14 protein-coding genes, 1 tRNA gene and 1 pseudogene are annotated in these 19,768 nt (G+C 27.6%); 5 read left to right on the forward strand and 11 right to left on the reverse strand.

Annotation, left to right across the window (positions count from 1 at the left end):
* Positions 1-2,072 precede the first annotated feature (2,072 nt).
* The 9 genes and pseudogenes from ACMFBB_RS02855 to ACMFBB_RS02895 all read right to left on the reverse strand — a co-directional run bounded on the left by ACMFBB_RS02855 (position 2,073) and on the right by ACMFBB_RS02895 (position 13,337).
* On the reverse strand, positions 2,073-2,327 hold the full coding sequence (locus ACMFBB_RS02855) for a hypothetical protein (RefSeq protein ID WP_435262951.1): 255 nt from the start codon (positions 2,325-2,327) through the stop codon (positions 2,073-2,075).
* Positions 2,328-2,631: 304 nt separating this feature from the next.
* Positions 2,632-4,908: a hypothetical protein gene (locus ACMFBB_RS02860; protein ID WP_435262952.1), complete on the reverse strand. Its 2,277-nt coding sequence runs from the start codon at positions 4,906-4,908 to the stop codon at positions 2,632-2,634.
* A 1,065-nt stretch (positions 4,909-5,973) separates the two neighbouring features.
* The gene (locus tag ACMFBB_RS02865; RefSeq protein ID WP_435262953.1) at positions 5,974-6,807 is read right to left on the reverse strand and encodes a hypothetical protein; all 834 of its coding nucleotides are present in this window, start codon (positions 6,805-6,807) and stop codon (positions 5,974-5,976) included.
* 149 nt (positions 6,808-6,956) lie between these two features.
* Positions 6,957-7,991, reverse strand: coding sequence for an FAD:protein FMN transferase (locus tag ACMFBB_RS02870; protein WP_435262954.1), 1,035 nt, complete (start codon positions 7,989-7,991; stop codon positions 6,957-6,959).
* Positions 7,992-8,379: 388 nt separating this feature from the next.
* The gene (locus ACMFBB_RS02875; protein WP_435262955.1) at positions 8,380-8,586 is read right to left on the reverse strand and encodes a hypothetical protein; all 207 of its coding nucleotides are present in this window, start codon (positions 8,584-8,586) and stop codon (positions 8,380-8,382) included.
* Positions 8,587-9,888: 1,302 nt separating this feature from the next.
* A tRNA-His gene (locus ACMFBB_RS02880) sits at positions 9,889-9,964 on the reverse strand.
* A 55-nt stretch (positions 9,965-10,019) separates the two neighbouring features.
* Positions 10,020-10,736, reverse strand: a complete 717-nt coding sequence (bshB1, locus tag ACMFBB_RS02885; protein WP_435262956.1) for a bacillithiol biosynthesis deacetylase BshB1 — start codon at positions 10,734-10,736, stop codon at positions 10,020-10,022.
* A pseudogene (locus tag ACMFBB_RS02890) lies at positions 10,733-11,890 on the reverse strand (trans-sulfuration enzyme family protein). The gene bshB1 and the pseudogene ACMFBB_RS02890 overlap by 4 nt, the downstream one beginning before the upstream one ends.
* Before the next feature lie 37 nt (positions 11,891-11,927).
* Positions 11,928-13,337, reverse strand: a complete 1,410-nt coding sequence (locus tag ACMFBB_RS02895) for an MATE family efflux transporter (RefSeq protein ID WP_435262957.1) — start codon at positions 13,335-13,337, stop codon at positions 11,928-11,930.
* A gap of 150 nt (positions 13,338-13,487) precedes the next feature.
* Here ACMFBB_RS02895 and ACMFBB_RS02900 point away from each other — a divergent pair, with 150 nt between their 5' ends.
* The 5 genes from ACMFBB_RS02900 to ACMFBB_RS02920 all read left to right on the forward strand — a co-directional run bounded on the left by ACMFBB_RS02900 (position 13,488) and on the right by ACMFBB_RS02920 (position 16,474).
* Complete coding sequence (locus tag ACMFBB_RS02900; RefSeq protein ID WP_435262958.1) at positions 13,488-14,240, forward strand: Rossmann-like and DUF2520 domain-containing protein; 753 nt, start codon at positions 13,488-13,490, stop codon at positions 14,238-14,240.
* The gene (locus ACMFBB_RS02905) at positions 14,224-14,751 is read left to right on the forward strand and encodes a KdsC family phosphatase (protein WP_435262959.1); all 528 of its coding nucleotides are present in this window, start codon (positions 14,224-14,226) and stop codon (positions 14,749-14,751) included. Before ACMFBB_RS02900 ends, ACMFBB_RS02905 begins: the two co-directional genes overlap by 17 nt.
* Positions 14,752-14,779: 28 nt before the next feature.
* Positions 14,780-15,355 carry a Crp/Fnr family transcriptional regulator gene (locus ACMFBB_RS02910; RefSeq protein ID WP_435262960.1) on the forward strand — a complete coding sequence of 192 codons (576 nt, stop codon included), beginning with the start codon at positions 14,780-14,782 and terminating at the stop codon, positions 15,353-15,355.
* A 180-nt stretch (positions 15,356-15,535) separates the two neighbouring features.
* Positions 15,536-15,988 carry a hypothetical protein gene (locus tag ACMFBB_RS02915; RefSeq protein ID WP_435262961.1) on the forward strand — a complete coding sequence of 151 codons (453 nt, stop codon included), beginning with the start codon at positions 15,536-15,538 and terminating at the stop codon, positions 15,986-15,988.
* Between the two features lie 60 nt (positions 15,989-16,048).
* The gene (locus ACMFBB_RS02920) at positions 16,049-16,474 is read left to right on the forward strand and encodes a DUF2147 domain-containing protein (protein WP_435262962.1); all 426 of its coding nucleotides are present in this window, start codon (positions 16,049-16,051) and stop codon (positions 16,472-16,474) included.
* Positions 16,475-16,550: 76 nt separating this feature from the next.
* Here ACMFBB_RS02920 and msrA read toward each other — a convergent pair whose 3' ends face one another.
* Positions 16,551-17,180, reverse strand: coding sequence for a peptide-methionine (S)-S-oxide reductase MsrA (gene msrA / locus ACMFBB_RS02925; protein ID WP_435262963.1), 630 nt, complete (start codon positions 17,178-17,180; stop codon positions 16,551-16,553).
* Between the two features lie 66 nt (positions 17,181-17,246).
* Complete coding sequence (locus tag ACMFBB_RS02930; protein ID WP_435262964.1) at positions 17,247-19,694, reverse strand: M1 family aminopeptidase; 2,448 nt, start codon at positions 19,692-19,694, stop codon at positions 17,247-17,249.
* Between the last annotated feature and the right edge of the window lie 74 nt (positions 19,695-19,768).

The raw sequence follows: 19,768 nt of genomic DNA on the forward strand, positions 1-19,768 counted from the left end.
GCTAGTATTTAATTAACTTATTTTTTCAAAACACTTAATTATGTTGAATATTTTGATGGCATTATTTTAAATATTATTCCCTTTTATTAATGTATTGAATACCCCACTAAAATTTAAACTCTTCTAAAAGATTTCAATAAAAACTTTTTATGTATTAGTCTACAACTATTTTACTCAGTGGAATATATTGTTACAAAACGTAAAGAAGTTTTAATTTTTTAGAAGAAATCAAATCATTTATTGTTCGGAAGAAACAATTAAAGTTTCCCTTTCCTTTTTAAACAAACTTATTTTAAATTAGTATTATTTGTTCTTTTCAACGATACATAAGAACCATTAATCGATTATTCAAAATATTTCATAAAATCATAATTAAGTTTGCAGAATGGTTTTAAAATTTGATTTATTTCAACCATCAAATTAACCAATTTAAGTACTTAAAGGTTAGAACAGTTGACTGAATTAAGGGACGGTTAACTGTTTTTTTATATATGACCTTTTGCAAATAATGTTTAACACTCTTCATTCAAATACAATTATCATAAATTACTAACTTTAAGCTTTACACTTCAACACCCTACACATAAAAATTTGTTTTACAATTAATTACAATCCTTTTTTTTAGTATCCTACATAGTTATGGCTAAATTCATTTACCTTACTTACATCAAATAAGGTTATACTTATTTTGAGGGGCTATATTATTAATGTCTTAAAATACATTACCAAAATATTTCTGTGATAAATTTTACTAAACTGGCTATTAATTATTACTGTTTCTTCAAATCTATGAGGTATTCATGATTTGACTTAATTTTATGGTGGTTATTGCTAGGAAATAACTCAGCAAAATTAATTATCTCTTTTTACTTAAATTGATTCCATTATATCTAGAATTTATAGCAAATTTTAAATAAAATAAAGCTGGTCCCTGTAAAATGCACCATTAATTAACTGAAATTTATTTCATTTTTTTGGGGACTTTTTATTTTGATTAGTAACAATTTCTAGTTTTTTAACTTTTTAAAGAGTATTGTTTTTATCAAAAGAGCTTTTTTTATTAAACTGGATTAATTAATTGTTTGTTTCCCTTAAAACTTGTAAAACCCTTTCTTAAAAAAAAGGGTTTTACTTTATATTAAATAAATTAATCTAGTTCATCTATTTATAACAAATACCTATTGCATCTTTTTTCTCTTCCCTTTGTAATTTACTGTCACTTTCTAGAAATTAAATTTTCTTAATTACTCATCCCCCTAAAAAAGTAAATTAAAAATTATAAATGTTATTTTTATTATCTATGTTTTTTTAATAGTTGTTAAAAAGGAAGATAACTCAAACACGAAAATTAAAAATTTCTTTAGAAAAAAAATAAAATTTCATTGAAAAACTTCTTATTTATTTTATCTGGTGTTTTCGTAGCAAATTTACTAATTTTAAATTTTGTTTTAAAACTCATATAATTAATAATCCTTAATACTCTGAAGAACTAAACAAAAATTAAAAATTCATTGCTTACCCAACAAAAAATTAATTAATTTTTAGAATTAATTATATCCTATAGTTTTAAATTTCAAAACGAGTATTTTTTTTAACAAAATGTCTTATTATATAATGGTGACTTGCTCATTTGAATAGTGGCTCCAAAATTTTTAAAACCTTTTGCAAGATTTTTATGATTTATTTTCAATATCGTATCATTTTCTTGATTTAATATTTTTTAAATTAAATAAAAGTATCTTTATGAAAAAATTAAAAGATTTAGTTTTTTTCTTTGTTTTAATTGTATTCTTTATTTTTCTAGTTGTTGTTATTTAATGTAGTTATCTTCTAATTGATTTACTGAATCATGGACATAATTTAACTCCTTTAGAAAAGAAACTTTGCGATAAAAAACTAAATTTAATAAACTTGAAAATTATAAATCATACTAATCAGATTAAGATTTATGCAATTCAAGCTGATCTTTTATCCATGACTTTATAGTATACTTTTAATAATTGGTTTAATTTTCAATAAACAAAACTTGTTATCTAATATCGTGATGAGAACGTCTAAAAATTACAGTTACATTATTTTGTGTTTTTTGAGTTCTTTTCAATAACCTCAATTTTAACTTTTTGTTTCTCTACCAGTTTGCCTTGAAAACTGTCTTTAATCATTACAAAACTTGTCCCTGGTTTTAATGCTTCAAAAATAAACGTTTTGGTAGCTTCGTCTCCTCCTAAATTTCCCTCTTCACTTTCATTATACTCGGGATTATCATAAGCAACGTGAGTATCTGATAGTTTAAGAATAGAATTCTTTTCAGACCAAACTTCCACCATTTTCCCTATAGATTTATGAATACTGGGGCTGTAAAACAGCTTCTGACCGACTTTAACTTTTTGTATAGGAATAATGATTGGTTTCCCTGAAAAAAAGTTCCGTGATAACAAATATATTGACCATCAATTATCGATAAATCTTTTATTCTATCAAAATTTAAATCTTAGGTAATAGTAATCCTTTGTTCGCCCTAAGGAAATTCCGAAAACTTGTTTTCTTTTATGCCTTACAGCATCTATTTTATATTACATTCGTTCCCTTTAGGGAACGAATGTAATATAAAAATTGTTGTTATACGTTTAATTAGTATTTTAATGTATTTAGTTTCATTTTGTTTAAAGTTTTTTGGTACTCTTTAAGATTTTTATGTTCACTATCAGTGGCCAATTGTATTGCTTTATATTCTAGTTCTAAAGCACGTTTTTTATTATTTAAGAAGTATTCTAGATTGGCATATGTATCTAAATAGTAATGATTTTCTGGTGATAATTCATTAGCAAGCTTAGACCATTTTAGGGCTTTTTGAAGTAATTTTTTATTCGTATTATTTTTTGAAACTGCCTTCCATGCCATGGCATTACCTAAAATAGTTAAATGGTATTTCATTTCATCAATGTAAGGACATTCACAAACTTTATAAAATGATTCTACTTGTTGATTAAAATCATCATTTAAAGGTGCTATTTCATTTATTAATACATCAAATTGTTCAAAATTTAATTTATCGATATTATATAAATAGATATAATATAGAAATATAGAGGCGTACTTTTCAGACTCAATTTTATGTAAATTTTCGTATATAGCTGTTACCAATTCTGGATACTTGCTTTTTTCTCCATTGCTGCTCTTAAGTATTTCTCTTATGGCACTATATTGATTTTTTTTATACCTCTCAGAAAATTGGTTATAAATCTTCGATGGTTCTACTGAGAATCTTGAGAGATACAAACAAAATTCATAATATATTTTTGTAGGAGCATGACTTCCTTTTTCACCTGAAATTTCTTCAAAAAACGATTCAGTAGTTATGAAATCAAATGCTAATTTAGCATAATCAAAGTCTATAGCGGTATCTTCTTTATGTTTTTTTACTATGTGGTCTAGCGCTCCCCTTATTTCTTGATAATCAATTTTTGGATAGAAGAACTCAGTGTTATTTTCAAAACCTGAGACAGTTTTATTTCTTTCGTCGAGAGTAGTCGATTCAACAAAAATATCATCTTCATCTTGTTTTCTTTTAGTAATTGCTAAATCAACAAGATAGTGATTTCTTTGATTTCCTAAATCTAAGAAATCCTTTGCAGTGACTCTCTTTGAATTTAAATTTCGTTTAAACTTCTTTAATTTACTAATTGCTAAAAGATTATGAACTAAATCCTTATCTAGGCCAGAATATTTATAATAAAACCCCTCAGTTGTAATGTTTTCTGTGTAAATGATGTTTAAATCACTATCTAAAGCAAATACCTCTCCGTTTCCATTACTTTCAGACCTATATTTCTGAAGTTCACGTAAGTCTGCTGGTTTTATATAATAGGGAAAAACCTTATCGAAATGGTAATCACTGAGGTATGACTTTTCTTGTGTACTATAGATTTTGTCAAAAATATTATGGAAGTAAGCAATATCATTATGATTTAGTAATGAATTAAAAACTAGTAGTACTTTGGATTTGTCTGCTTTTACAGCAGTAATCGCTTTACTTAAAGTTGTAAATTCATGTTTTTCATAGTCTTTATTTCTTTGCAAAGAGCCTATGGTCATTATTGGTTCATATGCATACTTATGATTACTAAATTTTTTATAAACCTCTTTTTTAACTTTACTAGGTATTTTCCAATTAAGGATATATTCGGTTTTCGTGCGTTTTACATATTTGGAAGGCTTCAATACAGAGGAAAAAGCACTGTTCTTTATGTCAAATATTTTTTTTCCACTTCCGTATATTGTAGCTATTGCAAATTTTGAATTATAGGGGTTATTTTTATTTTGAATTTCGCGAAAATCTACATAAACATTTGCAGTATTTGCTGAAAGTGAAAATTGATTCATAAAATATTTTTCTTCTTTTATATTATTTTCAACATCATCTTCTAAAATGAATTGTATTTCTGATGTTCTAGGTATTTTGAAACTCAGAAAACCAGTAAAACCGAATGGATCAACTTTTTCAGTATTAAAAAGTAAAGTTTCATAACTTAAATTTATATAAGTGAATTTTTTATCTCCTGTGGGTTTGTAACCGATAAAATATTTATCATAATCAGAATGTATACCTCGTCTATAAAAATGAACATTAATACTGTCTTTAATTACATCAGCATAGTCTTCAGTAATATTAAAACCTTCAACATCATAACCTATTTCATCTATGTAAATAACAGTTTCTCTACCCGTATCTATTTCTCCATGTTTTCCGTGGTGTGTTATAATTTTATAAGTATTATCATCTTTTAAGCGAAGTTCTGCTCCACGGGTACTAGGCGAACCATAGTATATTTTTTCTTGTTGAGCAGGAATATTGAAAATAGTAAAGAAAAAAAGTATAAAAGATATTTGTTTATTAATTAATGACATAGTGTATGATAGTATAATTTATTTATGTACTTCAAAACATTAGGACATGAAAAGTTGCGAATTTTATTTCGGAAGTTTTCATAGCTTTTTAAAAACAAAATTAGCAAAATATTTGAAATTAGTACCACTACATAAAATTTTTATAAACTTCTTAAGCTAGTATTTTATTAGATTAGTTATTTAATCATAAAGAACCAAAGAATTGAATAAGGTTATAATGTACACCTATAACCAATCATATCAGAATACTAGTCTTAACTATTTAAATAGAAAACACCTTTTAATTCCAAACAATAAAAAATGGAAGATATATCTAAAAAAAGATCGTTTAGCTTGGTACATAGTATAGAGAGACTACCAGTTCTTCAAATAAGAACGAAATCTATAATTTTTTAATTCTAAGCTATCACTATGATCATAGCCGATAATTTTACGAGAATACATATCTGTTATTAAAACTAAATAACAAAAACCTGTTATAGTTTTAATGTATACAATATCAAACACCCAAAATTACCTTATAATTAACCATTTAATTCAGTAATAGATTTATTACCTAGGTCTTCTGCTATTAATTCTAGCTAGGACTCCTCGACCTTAGCATCTAGATCTTTTTTAAGGAATAGCTATTTAAGCTGTTCAATCTCTTTTTGAAGTTCTTTGACTCTTGATATTTCGTCTTTAATTTCTACTTTTACTCTTGTGTTCATCAAATTTTTAAAATTATACATTTAATTTACTCATTAACAGTTATAATAGCAATAAAATAGAGTTTACATAATTCGACTTTTCTATGCTTACCTATTAAAAGTTTGACTAAAATGTTTAATTTAAGAGATTCGCTGTAACATCTACTTACTTTGTTTTCTTATAAATAATATTTAAATTATAAAGCGTTATTTCAGGTAGTAACATAAAAAATCACAACGTATTTATGTATGTCTCAATAACGTATCCTAGGTATTTAGTAAGTAAATAATTACTGAATATAAAAAGTGCGAGAGCTTTTTTACGAAAACTATAACTAGCAATTCATTGCACGAGGTAATACCACATGCTTATTCGTCATAAATATATAATCAATGGTAGTTCGGGCCTTAAATCAAAAGATTTTTCTTGAATGTTATTATCAAAGTAAAGCTCCATTAAATGATCTTTACCTTTTTTAACTGTTAAATTTTCAATTCCATTTACTGCTTTAATTGTTTCTGTATTCAAGTTCAAATTGCTTGAAGTAATTATAATTTCAGTTATCTTATGAGCTCCATTGGGGTGCTTATAAAATTCTCTCCAAATTGCATGTTCTTCAGGAATATTTTTTAAATCAGATAATGTTTCAAACTTTTCGTATTCCATTTCTGGATAAACAACAAAAATTGAAGGTTCTTTAAGTTCTTTTTTTGAATTTTTAGCTGAATATATATTCATGTTTTTATCCATCCAATCTTGGTGGTAACATATTTTTTCAAAGGGTATCTTTTCTACGTTATAATCTTTTAATTTAAGAGCAAGACTAAACGGCGAAGCACCATTTTTGTCAAAATTGGCTCTCTTTGTAAAATCTAAACCTTTATTTTTATCATTATTTTCCTCCAGTTCCTTTTGGTCATAAACAAAAATCAATTCAAGATAGCAATTTAAAAAACGAAAATATCTACCAGTAGTACCTTGCCCTATGTGAATTGCTGAAAGAGAGTCGGGAACAGAAGTGAATCCAATTTCAGTCAGTCTTTTTTTTGCTATTCTAGGATTTTTAATCCAAATATTGAAATGGTCAAGTTGTAAATCAGTTGAAATATTTTCACTTCTTTCATATAGTTTTACATCAGTTTTTTTGTCCTTACAAGACAATAAACAAAATATAAAGCCTAAAATTATGATGTTGTAACGGGTTTTCATTTTAAAATCTGGTAACCTTTTGTTTATGAATAGTTGCGTAATTAAAACACTAAAGTTAATAAAAGCAAAGCAATGTAGAAAATTTGTAAGAATTTCAATAATAGTTAGAATTAGTAATTAATTTCTATACGGTGTAACCAAAATATTTTTTACTCCAGAATTAACTTTTTAAAGTTTTTTGTAATATATGTTTTAGTTTCTCCTAAAGAATCTAAATAAACTAAATAAGCATCTATTTCATCCAATTCTGAAAGTAGTTTTTTTGATTTTTCAATTCCCATAGCCATAAAAGTTGTTGCATACCCATCTGCTTCTGCACAAGTTGTAGCTATTACATATGAACTCAAAACATTGCCTTGTTCAGCTTTTCCAGTTAATGGATTAATTGTATGAACATATTTTTTACGATTAACAGAATCATATCTGTTTTTTCTAAAATTCCCAGAACCTGCAATAGATTTATTTACTAATTTTATTCTTGCCCTCGATATCCTATTAGACACCTTAGAATCAATACTTTCAATTCCAACAGTCCAATTTATATCATACATTAAATTTTTACCAGTTGTTCTTATTTCACCACCAACTTCTACTCTCAAATTTTCTATGGCATTACTCTGGATATACTCAACAATTTTATCAATTGCATAACCTTTTGCAATTGAATTAAAATCTATATAAATATTTTTATTTTCTTTGAATATTTTTCCATTAGTTAGAAGTTTAACTTTATCAAAACCTACATAATTCATCATAGAATCGAGTTTAAAGTTAGTTAATGAATCAATCGGGTTAGTATCACCAAATCCATAAGCGTTCCTTAAAACACCAACAGTTGGATCAAAATAACCTTTTGATTTTATATATATATCTTTTGAAAGTTTAAAAACGTCTTGGAATAGAATATCGGTAACTATGTCTGTATTCCCGTTATTGATTTTACTTATATCGCTTTTTGGCAAATATGTACTTAAAGATTGATTAATTGATTGAATAACAGAATCAATTCCTTTAGAAATGTTAGGATTTTCATCAAAATCATAATACTCAATCTTGTAGGATGTACCAAAAGCTACTCCATTAAAAGTAATTAGTTGTTTTTTGTCATTACAACAAAAAAAAGTTAGAATGAATAGAAAAAAAATGAGAAAGGTGAAAATTTTGATGTTATTACTGATGTTCATTTCAAATATATGGAAAGAATCTTGTGTAAGAAACGTAGTGAAAAAACACACTAACTTTTCTGGTTAACACAGACCCGAATTTTTATTTTTTATTTCATTTCTTTTTGAAAGCCTATTTTTCAGATTCCGAATACCTATAAACGAATTAGCTAAAGCTATTGTTGGACACTGTATTTAACTTCTATCCGTAATACATTTAACTTTTTGATTTTCAAATTCAAACTCCGATTCACCATTCAACTCAAGAATGTCGCCAGTTTTCAGTCCGTTAAATAAATTCGATTGCCAAAACTGCTTTTGAATTATTAAAGTCCCAAACCTCAATAATCTGCTTTCGATTCTTAAAATACTGTTTTGCCGATTCCGCTTGTTTTGAGAATTCTTTATTTCATTCAGTTCTAAAATTCAAATTCCCATTTGAAATATTCTCAAAAATAACATTATCAGTCAAACTTTTTGTCATTCCACTACTATCAAAATCATTGTAAGATTTTATATAGTTTTCAATCACTTGTTTCTGATGTTCTTTTATATCTTGTTTAATTTGGTAAACAAATGCTAAAATAGGTAGAATAATCAAGATTAAATTTTTCATTCCGTATTGAAATCCCTGTATGGGCACAATTCGTTATATAGAGAACAAAGTTCTAATTAATACAATAATTTTTCCAGTTAAAAGGAAGTTATATTCCTTTTATCTTTAATTTGTTAAGGTATGTTTTTTTAAAAACTTTTTATCAAATTCTGACTTTTAAGTAAACAAATCTTTTGTTCTTCTTATCACAAACTTAAAAATGATGGTACTCATAATTTTCAAATACCAAAATTACATCAAAAAATCTTTCGTCTTCTAAAGGGATAAAAACTACAACTAACTAATTTTTTAATTCCTATAAATACCTATTTATACTTAATTAACTAAGTACTTTTGCTTGTCTAAAATTCAGCTTTTGGTGTATTGTTTTTATTTATTAAAAGATGTTATTTAGTAAAGTAATATTTAACAAAAATTAACATACTGCGTATTAACACAATACAACCCTTCTAAAAAATAGTACATAAATTAAATACGCAGTTTTAAAATACTACTATATTCAACAACTTTTCAAGCTTTTCACTTACTAAAGCATTGGTTTTTCAGTACTAAAAAAACCAGTATTTTACTTATTTTTTACCTTATAATTTCTTACAATATTTGCAGTAATTAAAACAATAATAATTAGAATTTTTAGAAGGGTTTTAAACTATTGTTTCGAAAAGGAGCTGTTTAGCTCCTTTTTTTATTAAACAATTTTAACCTTTGGATATAGTATTGCTTATTAATAAAAAGTAACTAGGCACAAATCCGAAGCAATATCAATAGATTGTACTTTTCATAAATGTTTTAACTTATTTTAAAATAAGATTTATCTATTAACTTAATTTAATAAGAAAAAATAATCTATCTATTTTTGTTTTAATTAATTAAGTCTGGGGGGACTTAGTAATAAGTAAACAGAAAGGAGCTATTACTGCTCCTTTCTTTTATATTTTTAATATATATTGACTTAAAGTTTAAACCTAAGAAACACATCTTCATTAAGAAGTTTTGATTTCTTTTTATAAGACTTTCTATATTTTTTAATATGTGAATATGAATTATTATCCTTTATACTGATATAATTAAAGTCAAACATCTAATGTAAATTTTGCTATCACCTTCATTTAAAATATTTTTCTCCTTCCAGTTTTACAATTATTAAGAGTTATGGTTGATAAGTGACTGATCAGTCACTAGAAAGTGAAATAATTTTCTTCATTTTTTACTTACATTTCTTTTGCACGTTTGTTTAAAATGTAGATCATGCAGGATTGTAAAAAACAAAAAAGTCCCTGTGTTTACAGGGACTCTTGTTTTGGGTGGAAGACGGGATTCGAACCCGCGACCCTCGGTACCACAAACCGATGCTCTAACCAACTGAGCTACAACCACCATTTGAATTGCGAGTGCAAATATAAGACTGTTTCTAATATCTACAAAACTTTTTTTTAAATAAATTTACTTAAATTTTCAGCAGCCACGTAACGTTCTGATGTAAAGCCTTCTGCAAAATCAACTCCTATTAACCTTCCTAGGTCTCTAGCTCTATAATCAACACTATCCGTAAAATTTTTACTAGTTATTGGCGTTTCTGGCTCAATACTCTTGGGGTCATAAAATTGAGATGAGTATGCCATTACAGAAGCTATCTTCTTATCCATAAAACCAGTTACATCAATAACAAAATCAGGTTCTATGTTTTTCCATTGTATGTAATGATATACCTGTTTAGGCCTCCATTTTTCTTGCTTAACTCCTTCAATACTTGTTTCTATTTTTAATAACCCACTTAAAAAACAAGCATCCGAAACTAATTTACTTCCTTTAGGGTGATCAATATGCCTATCATCAACAGCATTGCATAAAACGATTTCTGGTTGATACTTTCTAATCATTTTAATCACTTCTAACTGATGTTCTTCATCGTTTTTAAAAAAACCATCAGAAAATTGTAAATTATTTCTAACAGATACTCCTAAAATCCTTGCTGCATCTGCCGCTTCTTGATCTCTTATATCAGCAGAACCTCTTGTTCCTAACTCTCCACGAGTTAAATCAACTATTCCTACTTTTTTACCTAAGGATATTTCCTTGGCAATAGTTGCACCGCAACCTAATTCTACATCATCTGGATGAGCTCCAAATGCTAATATGTCTAATTTCATATTTTTGTATTATGTAAAGCTTGTTCTATATCTTCTATTAAATCTTCTGTTTCTTCTATTCCCACAGAAAAACGAATTAATCCATCTCTTATACCTTGACTCTCTCTCTCTTCTTTTGTAAGCAAAGCATGTGAAGTTTGTGAAGGACTTAAGACCGTACTTTCAACTCCTGCTAAACTCATAGATGCTTTTATTAACCTTAAATTACGCTGAAATTTCATCGAATCTATTTCCTTCTTTAGTTCAAAAGATAACATACCTCCAAAATATTTCATTTGAGTTTTTGCTAATTTATAGTTTTTATGTGTTTTTAATCCTGGATAATATACAATGTCTATATCTTTATTACTTTCTAAATACTTTGCCATTTTTAGTGCATTCTTACTTTGTCTTTTTACACGTAAATTCAATGTTTTCAAACTTCGTTCTAACATCCAAACTGTAAAGTCGCTTAAACTACCTCCAAGGTTTTTTGCAATGTCCCAAATTTTCTTCACATGCTCCTCAGAAGCAGCAACTACACCAGCTAAAATATCTTAATGTCCTCCCATATATTTTGTTGCTGAATGAATCATTATGTCAATACCAAAATCTATTGGAGTTTGGTTTATAGGAGATGCAAATGTATTATCAATCATGGTAATAATTCCATGTTTCTTTGCTAAAATTGATACCCCACTAATATCTACAATTTTTAATAATGGATTAGAAGGAGTTTCTATAAAAATTACGCGTGTGTTCTTTTTTATTTGATTTTTAAAATCTTCAATAGCTAAACTTTTTGTAAAAGAATATTCTATTCCAAATTTATCAAACTCCTCTACTACAAAATTATACGTTCCTCCATATAAGGTTTCTTGTAAAACAACATGATCTCCTTGTTTTAAAAAAGCTAATAAGGTAGTACTTATTGCTGCCATACCCGAACCAAAAATCAATGCATCTTCAGTTTTTTCTAAAGCAGCAATTTTTTTACACAAAGCTTCTTGATTTGGGGTATTAAAATATCTTGGATATCTCTTGATATCAACATTATCAAACTGATATGAGCTAGACATGTATAAAGGTGAGATGGCTCCTTTAAATTGCTCATCCTTTATTTCCCCTACATGTGTGCAAATCGTATTTATTCCTAGATTATTTTTTTTATTCATTTGAAAAACTTTAATAGCTAAATTTACAAAAACTACATTATATCTTCACTCCTTTCCATTTTCCTTTTTTGAAAAGCCATATTCCTATAATTGCTATTAATACTTCAGCCAATGTAATTGCCCAAAATACTCCTTGAGGTCCAAAATCAAATGTAAAAGCCATTAAGTAAGCAAAAGGAAGCTGAAACAACCAAAAGCAAACAAAATTTATTAATGTTGGTGTTTTAGTATCTCCTGAACCATTAAATGATTGAATTACTACCAACCCGTAGGCATAAGCAATATAGCCCGCTGCGATTACTTGTAGACATAATGTTCCATTTCTAACTACTTCAGAATTTTCAGAAAACCACCCTAAAAAAGTAGATGCAAAAAACATATAAACTACAGAAACAGTTCCCATAAAATAAGCGCAATATTTACTAGTGATCCAAACTGATTGTTCAGCTCTATTAGGTTTATTAGCCCCTAAATTTTGTCCTACTAACGTTGCAGCAGCATTACTCATTCCCCAAGCTGGCATTAATGTAAACATCATTATTCGTATAGCAATAGTATAACCAGCTAATACTTCACTACCAAATTCTGACATTATTCTCATCAAAAACACCCAACTTGAAGTTCCAATTATAAATTGTCCAATACCTCCAAGTGAAACTTTAAGAATATTAAAAAGTAAGGTAATATTTAATACCACATCTTTTACAACTAACTTTATTTTTCCTTGTCCAAAAAATAAAATTAACAATTGAGTTACTACCGCTACTCCTCTACCCATTGTTGTTGCAATTGCTGCTCCTTCAACTCCATAAGCAGGTATAGGTCCTAATCCAAAAATAAAAATAGGATCTAATATAATATTTAACCCGTTTGATAAAATTAATGTCCACATTGCTATAGAAGCATTTCCTGCTCCCCTAAATATGGCATTAATCAAAAAAAGTAACATTACTGTAATGTTTCCTCCTAACATTACTCTAGTATAGCCCGCACCTTCTTCTATTAAATTAGGAGTACCTCCCATTAATACAAGAATTTCTTTTGGGTATACAATTCCTACAATACCAATTAGTATAGATAAACCTATACCTAAAATAATAACTTGTACAGCAGTTTGATTTGCGGCTACTGTATCCTTTTCTCCAGTTCTTCTCGCTATTAAAGCAGTAGCAGACATGCTTAAGCCTATAGCGACTGCATAAACTAAAGTTAAAACTGATTCTGTAAGACCTACAGTGGCTACAGCGTTTACACTTACTCTTGATACATAAATAATATCTACTAAGGCAAAAATGGATTCCATTAACATTTCAAGTATCATTGGAATAGCTAACATAAAAACCGCTTTTTTTATGCTTCCTTCAGTAAAATCTTGCTGTCTTCCTAATACAGCATCTTTAAAAAATGAAAATATTTGTTGTTTTGAAAATTGATTGTTTTCAGTCATTCTAAATAAAGTTTAAACGAAATAATAAGGACCTTTCAATAAAAGGCTCTTTCTTGACTAGTATGTACGAAGTAAAACTTAAACAATCATAGCGCAAATATGCAAAAAAATAATTTAAAGACTACAAATAAAATCAATATCTTCGTTATTATGATTAGAGTCGTAATCCTAGGAGCTGGAAATGTTGCAAACCATTTAATAAATACTTTTTTATCAAAAACTGAAATACGATTAATTCAAGTATATGCAAGAAATATTAAACAAATAACTCATTTAAAAGATTCTATTTCCATAACAAATAATATAGAGTCTATAAAAGAAGCCGATGTTTATATTATTGCTGTATCTGATGATGCTATCAGTACTATTTCTTCAAAAATAAAAACCAAAGGTTTAGTAGTTCATACTTCTGGTAGTGTTTCTATAAACTCTCTAAAGAATACCGGACGAAAAGGTGTTTTTTATTTACTACAAAGTTTTTCAAAAGATAAAAAAGTAAATTTTGATACAATCCCTTTTTGTTTAGAAGCTGAAAATAAAAGCGATTCAAAAATTTTAGAAACACTAGCATTATCTATTGGTAAAAAAATATATTTCATAAATTCTGAGCAAAGAAAACATCTTCATGTAGCCGCTGTATTTGTAAACAACTTTGTAAACTACTTATATTCAATAGGGAGTGATATTTGTGATGCATACAGTGTTCCTTTTGAAATTCTGCATCCATTAATTGAAGAAACAGCTTTAAAAATACAAAAACTTTCTCCACAAGATGCACAAACTGGTCCAGCTAAAAGAAATGATACTGAAACAATAAAAAATCACTTAGATTTGCTAAGTAATAAGCAACAAGAAATTTATACAATATTAACAGAGTCGATTATAAATGGAAAAAAGTTATAAAGAAATACTACCTCAAATTGATACATTAATTTTTGATGTTGACGGAGTATTAACTAATGGAATTGTTACCGTTATGCCAGATGGACAATTAATTAGAAATATGAATATTAAAGATGGATACGCTTTAAAAGCAGCCGTAAAAGCTGGTTTTAAAGTTTGTATTATTTCTGGAGGAAAAAACGAAGGAGTTAGAACAAGACTATCAAACCTTGGTATTACTGATATTTATTTAGGTGCACATAATAAAACTGAACAGTACAATGAATTGGTTAGCAAATACAATTTAAATCCTGAAAATGTGCTATACATGGGTGATGACATTCCTGATTATCCTGTTATGAAGCTTGTAGGGATGCCATGTAGTCCTAGTGATGGCGCAAGAGAAATTCAGCAAGTAGCCAAATATATTTCTGATAAAAAAGGTGGTGAAGGTTGTGCTAGAGATATTATTGAACAAGTGATGAGAGTACAAAAAAAATGGGATGATAATTTTGATGCTCAATATGATTAAAAGTATTTTTTCTAAGTAATAGCCTAGAATGAATAAACTTAAAGAGTACATAAATAACATTAGTAATCTTAATGAAGATGTATTTCAGGAACTAGAGAAATGCTTTACGCCTGCTGAATTACAAAAAAAAGATTTTTTTGTTCGTAAAGGAGAATATGCTCGTAAAATTGGCTTCTTACAAGAAGGAATTATACGAGCATATTTTTTTAATGAAAAAGGAAAAGAATACAATAAGCAATTTTTCATTGGTCCTTCTATAATTGGTGCATACACATCATTACTTCTTAAACAACCTAATACTATTGCACAACAAGCATTAACCGATTGTAAGATTCTAGTAGCTGATTATAAAAGAATTGAGGGGCTATATAACGATTTTCATGAAATAGAACGATTAGGTAGAAAAATAGCGGAGCTTTATTTTTTAGAAAAAGAAAAAAAAGAAATAGAAATGGCTCTTCTTGATGCTGATAAACGATACTTAATTATGAGAAAGGAATTTCCTTCTCTAGAATCTTTGATCCCTCAATATTATATTGCTTCTTATCTAGGGATATCTCCTACTCAATTAAGTAGGATCCGTAAAAAAATGCTTCAACCATGATTTATGTACATATGTAATTGAAATAGATAAAAAGATAGTTCAATTTTGCTCTATCATAAATTTAAAAACAATTATTAAAATGAAGTACTTATTACCTTCCAGCATTCATAAATATTATTTGAGTATAACTAAAACAAAACTCATTAATTTTAAAAATTTAAAAACTAAAATTTATAAATAATGGCTATACTTCTATTATTATCTAGTGTGGTATTAGGGGTATTTCTTGGTGCTCAAATTGCCGAAGCCTTTCTTTTAGTTCCATACTGGAAAAACTTAAAAGAAGATGATTTTTTTAAATTACATAAAATATATGGAAAAAAAATTCACCGTTTTTTTGCTCCCTTAACCATTATGGCAGTGTTTTTTCCTTTAATTACTATTGGAGTTTATATTATTTACCAAAAAAACAACAACTACCTTCTATTAGGGATTATGGGCTTTTCTGTAATCGCTTTTTTTTTAACCTATTTTTTGTACTTTCGAAAAACTAACAAGAATTTTTCTGAAAGAAGTATTCATAATAAAAAACTTAAAGAAGAATTAATAAAATGGGGAAAATGGCATTGGAGCAGAATTACTTTTGAATTCATAGCTTTTATATGCTCATTACTTTTATTAATGAAAATCTAAATAAATATAATAATTCATAGGATTTAATATTTACAAAACACATATAATAAACATACAAAAATGAAAAAATCACTTCTTACTTTTATTCTAATCTTAATATTTACAAACATTAACGCTCAATCTATTTTTGGTAAATGGGAAAATAGAGATGAAGAAACAAACAAGGTAGATAGCGTTATTGAAGTTTATGAAAAAAATGGAAAAGCATATGCTAAAATTATTGAAATTACTGATAAAAATAGGCAAACCGCTGTTTGTGATAAATGTACAGGTAAGCAAAAAAATAAAGCTATTTTAGGTATGAATATTTTATCAGGCTTAAAAAAAGATGGAAACGAATGGAATGGGGGTAAAATTTTAGATCCTAAAAATGGAAAAGAATATAAATGTTACATTAAATTAAGCGGAAAAGATAAACTTAAAATAAGAGGGTATATCGGTTTTTCTTTATTAGGCAGAACTGCTTATTGGTATAGAAAAAAATAATATTATTTATTTACATATAAAAACAGCGGTTACCAACAAATTAGTAATCGCTGTTTTTGTAAGTATATTGTAAGTCTTATTTTAGTAAATGGGGAAATTTTCTTTTAAAACGGTTTAATCTTGGTATTGAAACGTTTTTTACATAAGAATTTTCAGGATGCAATCGTTCATAATCTTGATGATACTCTTCAGCTTTATAAAACTTCTTAAATTTTATTACCTCGGTAGCTATTTTACCATCGTAAACCTCTTTATTAAGTTTATCTATTGTACTCTCAATTATTTTTTTCTCATCTTGATTTTGATAAAAAGCAATAGACCTGTATTGTGATCCATAATCAGGATGTTGCCCATTAACCGTTGTTGGATCCTGAGAACCAAAAAAAACAGTTACCAACGTTTTAAAACTTACTTTTTTAGGATTGTAATAAACTGCTACTGCTTCTGCATGTCCAGTTCTTCCTGTTCCTATTTTTTGATACGTTGGGTTTTTAGTAAATCCTCCTGAATAACCAGAAACAGCTTCTTCTACCCCCTTTACACTTTCAAAAACCGCCTCAACACACCAAAAACAACCGCTAGCAAAATATGCTACTTCTAATTTTTGAGTTTCTTTAATTTCCTTTTTAGATACTTTTTTTATTGCTTTAAAACTAAAACAAATTGCCAGTACTAAAAATGCTACAACTAATTTTAAACCTTTCATTATTTTACTTTTATTTTATTATTTATTCCGGATTCAAAAATTCATTTTTTAAAATTACAACTTTAATTACTCTAATAATTTAGCCATAGCAGTTTTGATAACTTCTATGTTTTGATATTTAGTTGGGTGGTTCGATTTTTTCTGCATTTGAACCATTTGACGCAATAAATTAACTCCTACCGTATCAAAACTATATTGTTTATATTGAATTCCTTTAGCCACAATATCATTCGATAAATTTCTTATTGCTTTACTATTATTACTCTTTGCAATCTTGTCATACGCTTTTTTATACAATGATTGAATCTTCCTATTTTGACTCAAAAACATACCCGACATTACATTACTTGCAATAAAATTTAATTCATCCTCATCATTTTCTTCTAAATATATTCGTGTCAAAGGAGTTGCAATTATATTTTTTACTTCTAATGGTAATGTTTTAGACTTTTGTATGGCTAGCTGTTTATCAACATAATACATTGCTACCAATGACTTCCCTAAAACAGCATATGACTTACTTTGTAGTCCTTTATCAAAAACAGGCTTTAATTCAGGGTCTGTTAATTTACCTAATGTTTCAATAGCTGCAGCTTGCACTAGTGTTTTAGTATCTTGCATTGCTATTTGCTTAATCTTAGTTATTACTGTTTTCTTTGAATATTTATTTATTAAATTAATGTTCTCTAAAGCTAGAATCCTAATTTTATAAAAATCATCATCCATCGCATCGGCAATTGCTTTGAATGCTTTTTTATCATCTTGCTTTTTAGATACCTCTAATAAAGCTTCTTTTTTGTGTGCATAGTTATCAGCATATTTTAATTGATGAATATAATCACTCAAAATTTTATTTTCTTCAATATCGCACAATAAAACACCATCAGAGTTGACCTGTATTAAACTAGGATGCTCAATAAACGGAAAGGTAAAAGATGCATCTTTACCATTAACAAAAACCTTATGACGTGTTTTTCTACTTCCTTCAAAAACATCAATAGCCAAAGGAAACTTAAACTCATTAGCTTGCTCTTGGATAATATTAATAGTTACTGTTTTACGTAACTTGTTATAATCATATGATATATTTAATTTCGGATGCCCACTATTAAAATACCATTGATTAAAAAACCAATTTAGATCTTTACCAGTAACATCTTCAAAAGCTAAACGCAATTGATGCACCTCACCTGTTTTATATTTATTTTGAGTTAAATATTTATTGATTCCTTCAAAAAAAGCATCGTCTCCTAAATAGTTTTTCAACATGTGTAAAATTGAGCCTCCTTTATTATAACTAACAGCATCAAACATATCTTCTCTATGATCATAATCAAAACGAACTAAATGTTTATCAAAATTCTGTCCATTTTTATAAGCTTCTCTATCCTCTAATAAATGAGCTTCAGCTTCATCTTTACCATATTTATGTTCTAACCATAAATACTCACTGTAGTTTGCAAAACTTTCATTAACTGTTAAGTTACTCCAGCTCTCAGCAGTGACTAAATTACCAAACCAATGATGAAAAGCTTCATGGGCAATTGTATTTTCATGTGTATTCTCATCAATTAATTGACCTGGCATTTGATATGCTTGCTCACCATGAATTACTGCTGTTGTATTTTCCATAGCGCCACTAACATATTCTCTCCCTACAATTTGCGCGTATTTATTCCATGGATATTCAATGCCTGTAATTTTTGAAAAAAAAGCCAACATCTCTGGTGTATTTCCAAAGATTTGTTTTGCAAATGGGGCATATTTTTTTTCAACATAATAATTAACAGGAATATTGTTATAAGTATCCTTAATCACTTCATACTCGCCTACTCCCATAAAAAATAAATAAGGAGCATGCTTTTGTGTAAAATTCCAATAATCTGTTCGAGTACCATTGCTATTTTCTATCTGATTTTCTAACTTCCCATTAGATAAAGTGACATACTTTTTAGGTACTGTAATGTAAATTTCTTGTGATGTTTTTTGATTAGGAGCATCAATGGTTGGAAACCAGCAACTACTTGCTTCTGTTTCACCTTGTGTCCAAATTTGCGTAGGCTTATTTTTATCTAAACCAGTAGGGTTTATAAAATATAATCCTTTTGCAGATGTAATAGCTGCACTTCCTTTTTGTTTAACTTTTTCTGGCTGTGCTGTATATTTTATGTAAACTGTAAATTTTTCATCACGCGTATACGTTTTTTGTAAATCGATAATTAACTTATAATTATCATAATTGTAATTTAACTTTTTACCATTCAACATTACTGAATGGATAAGCATAGCTTTAGCATCTAAAGTTAATTTATCTGTCTCATAAAAATGAGGCTTAAGAGTAATCCATTCTTCACCATTTAATTGTTTTTCTTTAAAATTAAAATTAACCTTTAATTTGGTATGAATTAAATCATGAACTTTATCTTTTTCACCTTTATATGTTTTATCTGACTGAGAGAATAAACTAAGTGTAGAAAAAATGATTAGTAACGTAAATGTTATTCGAAGCTTCATAAAATATTTTCGTTTAAATGTCAAAAATATGAAAATCTATTGGGAGGCTTGTTAATGAGCAGTTAAAAGAAAAA

Origin of the sequence: Tenacibaculum sp. nBUS_03 (genome assembly GCF_051201695.1) — a bacterium.
Classification (GTDB): Bacteria; Bacteroidota; Bacteroidia; order Flavobacteriales; family Flavobacteriaceae; genus Polaribacter.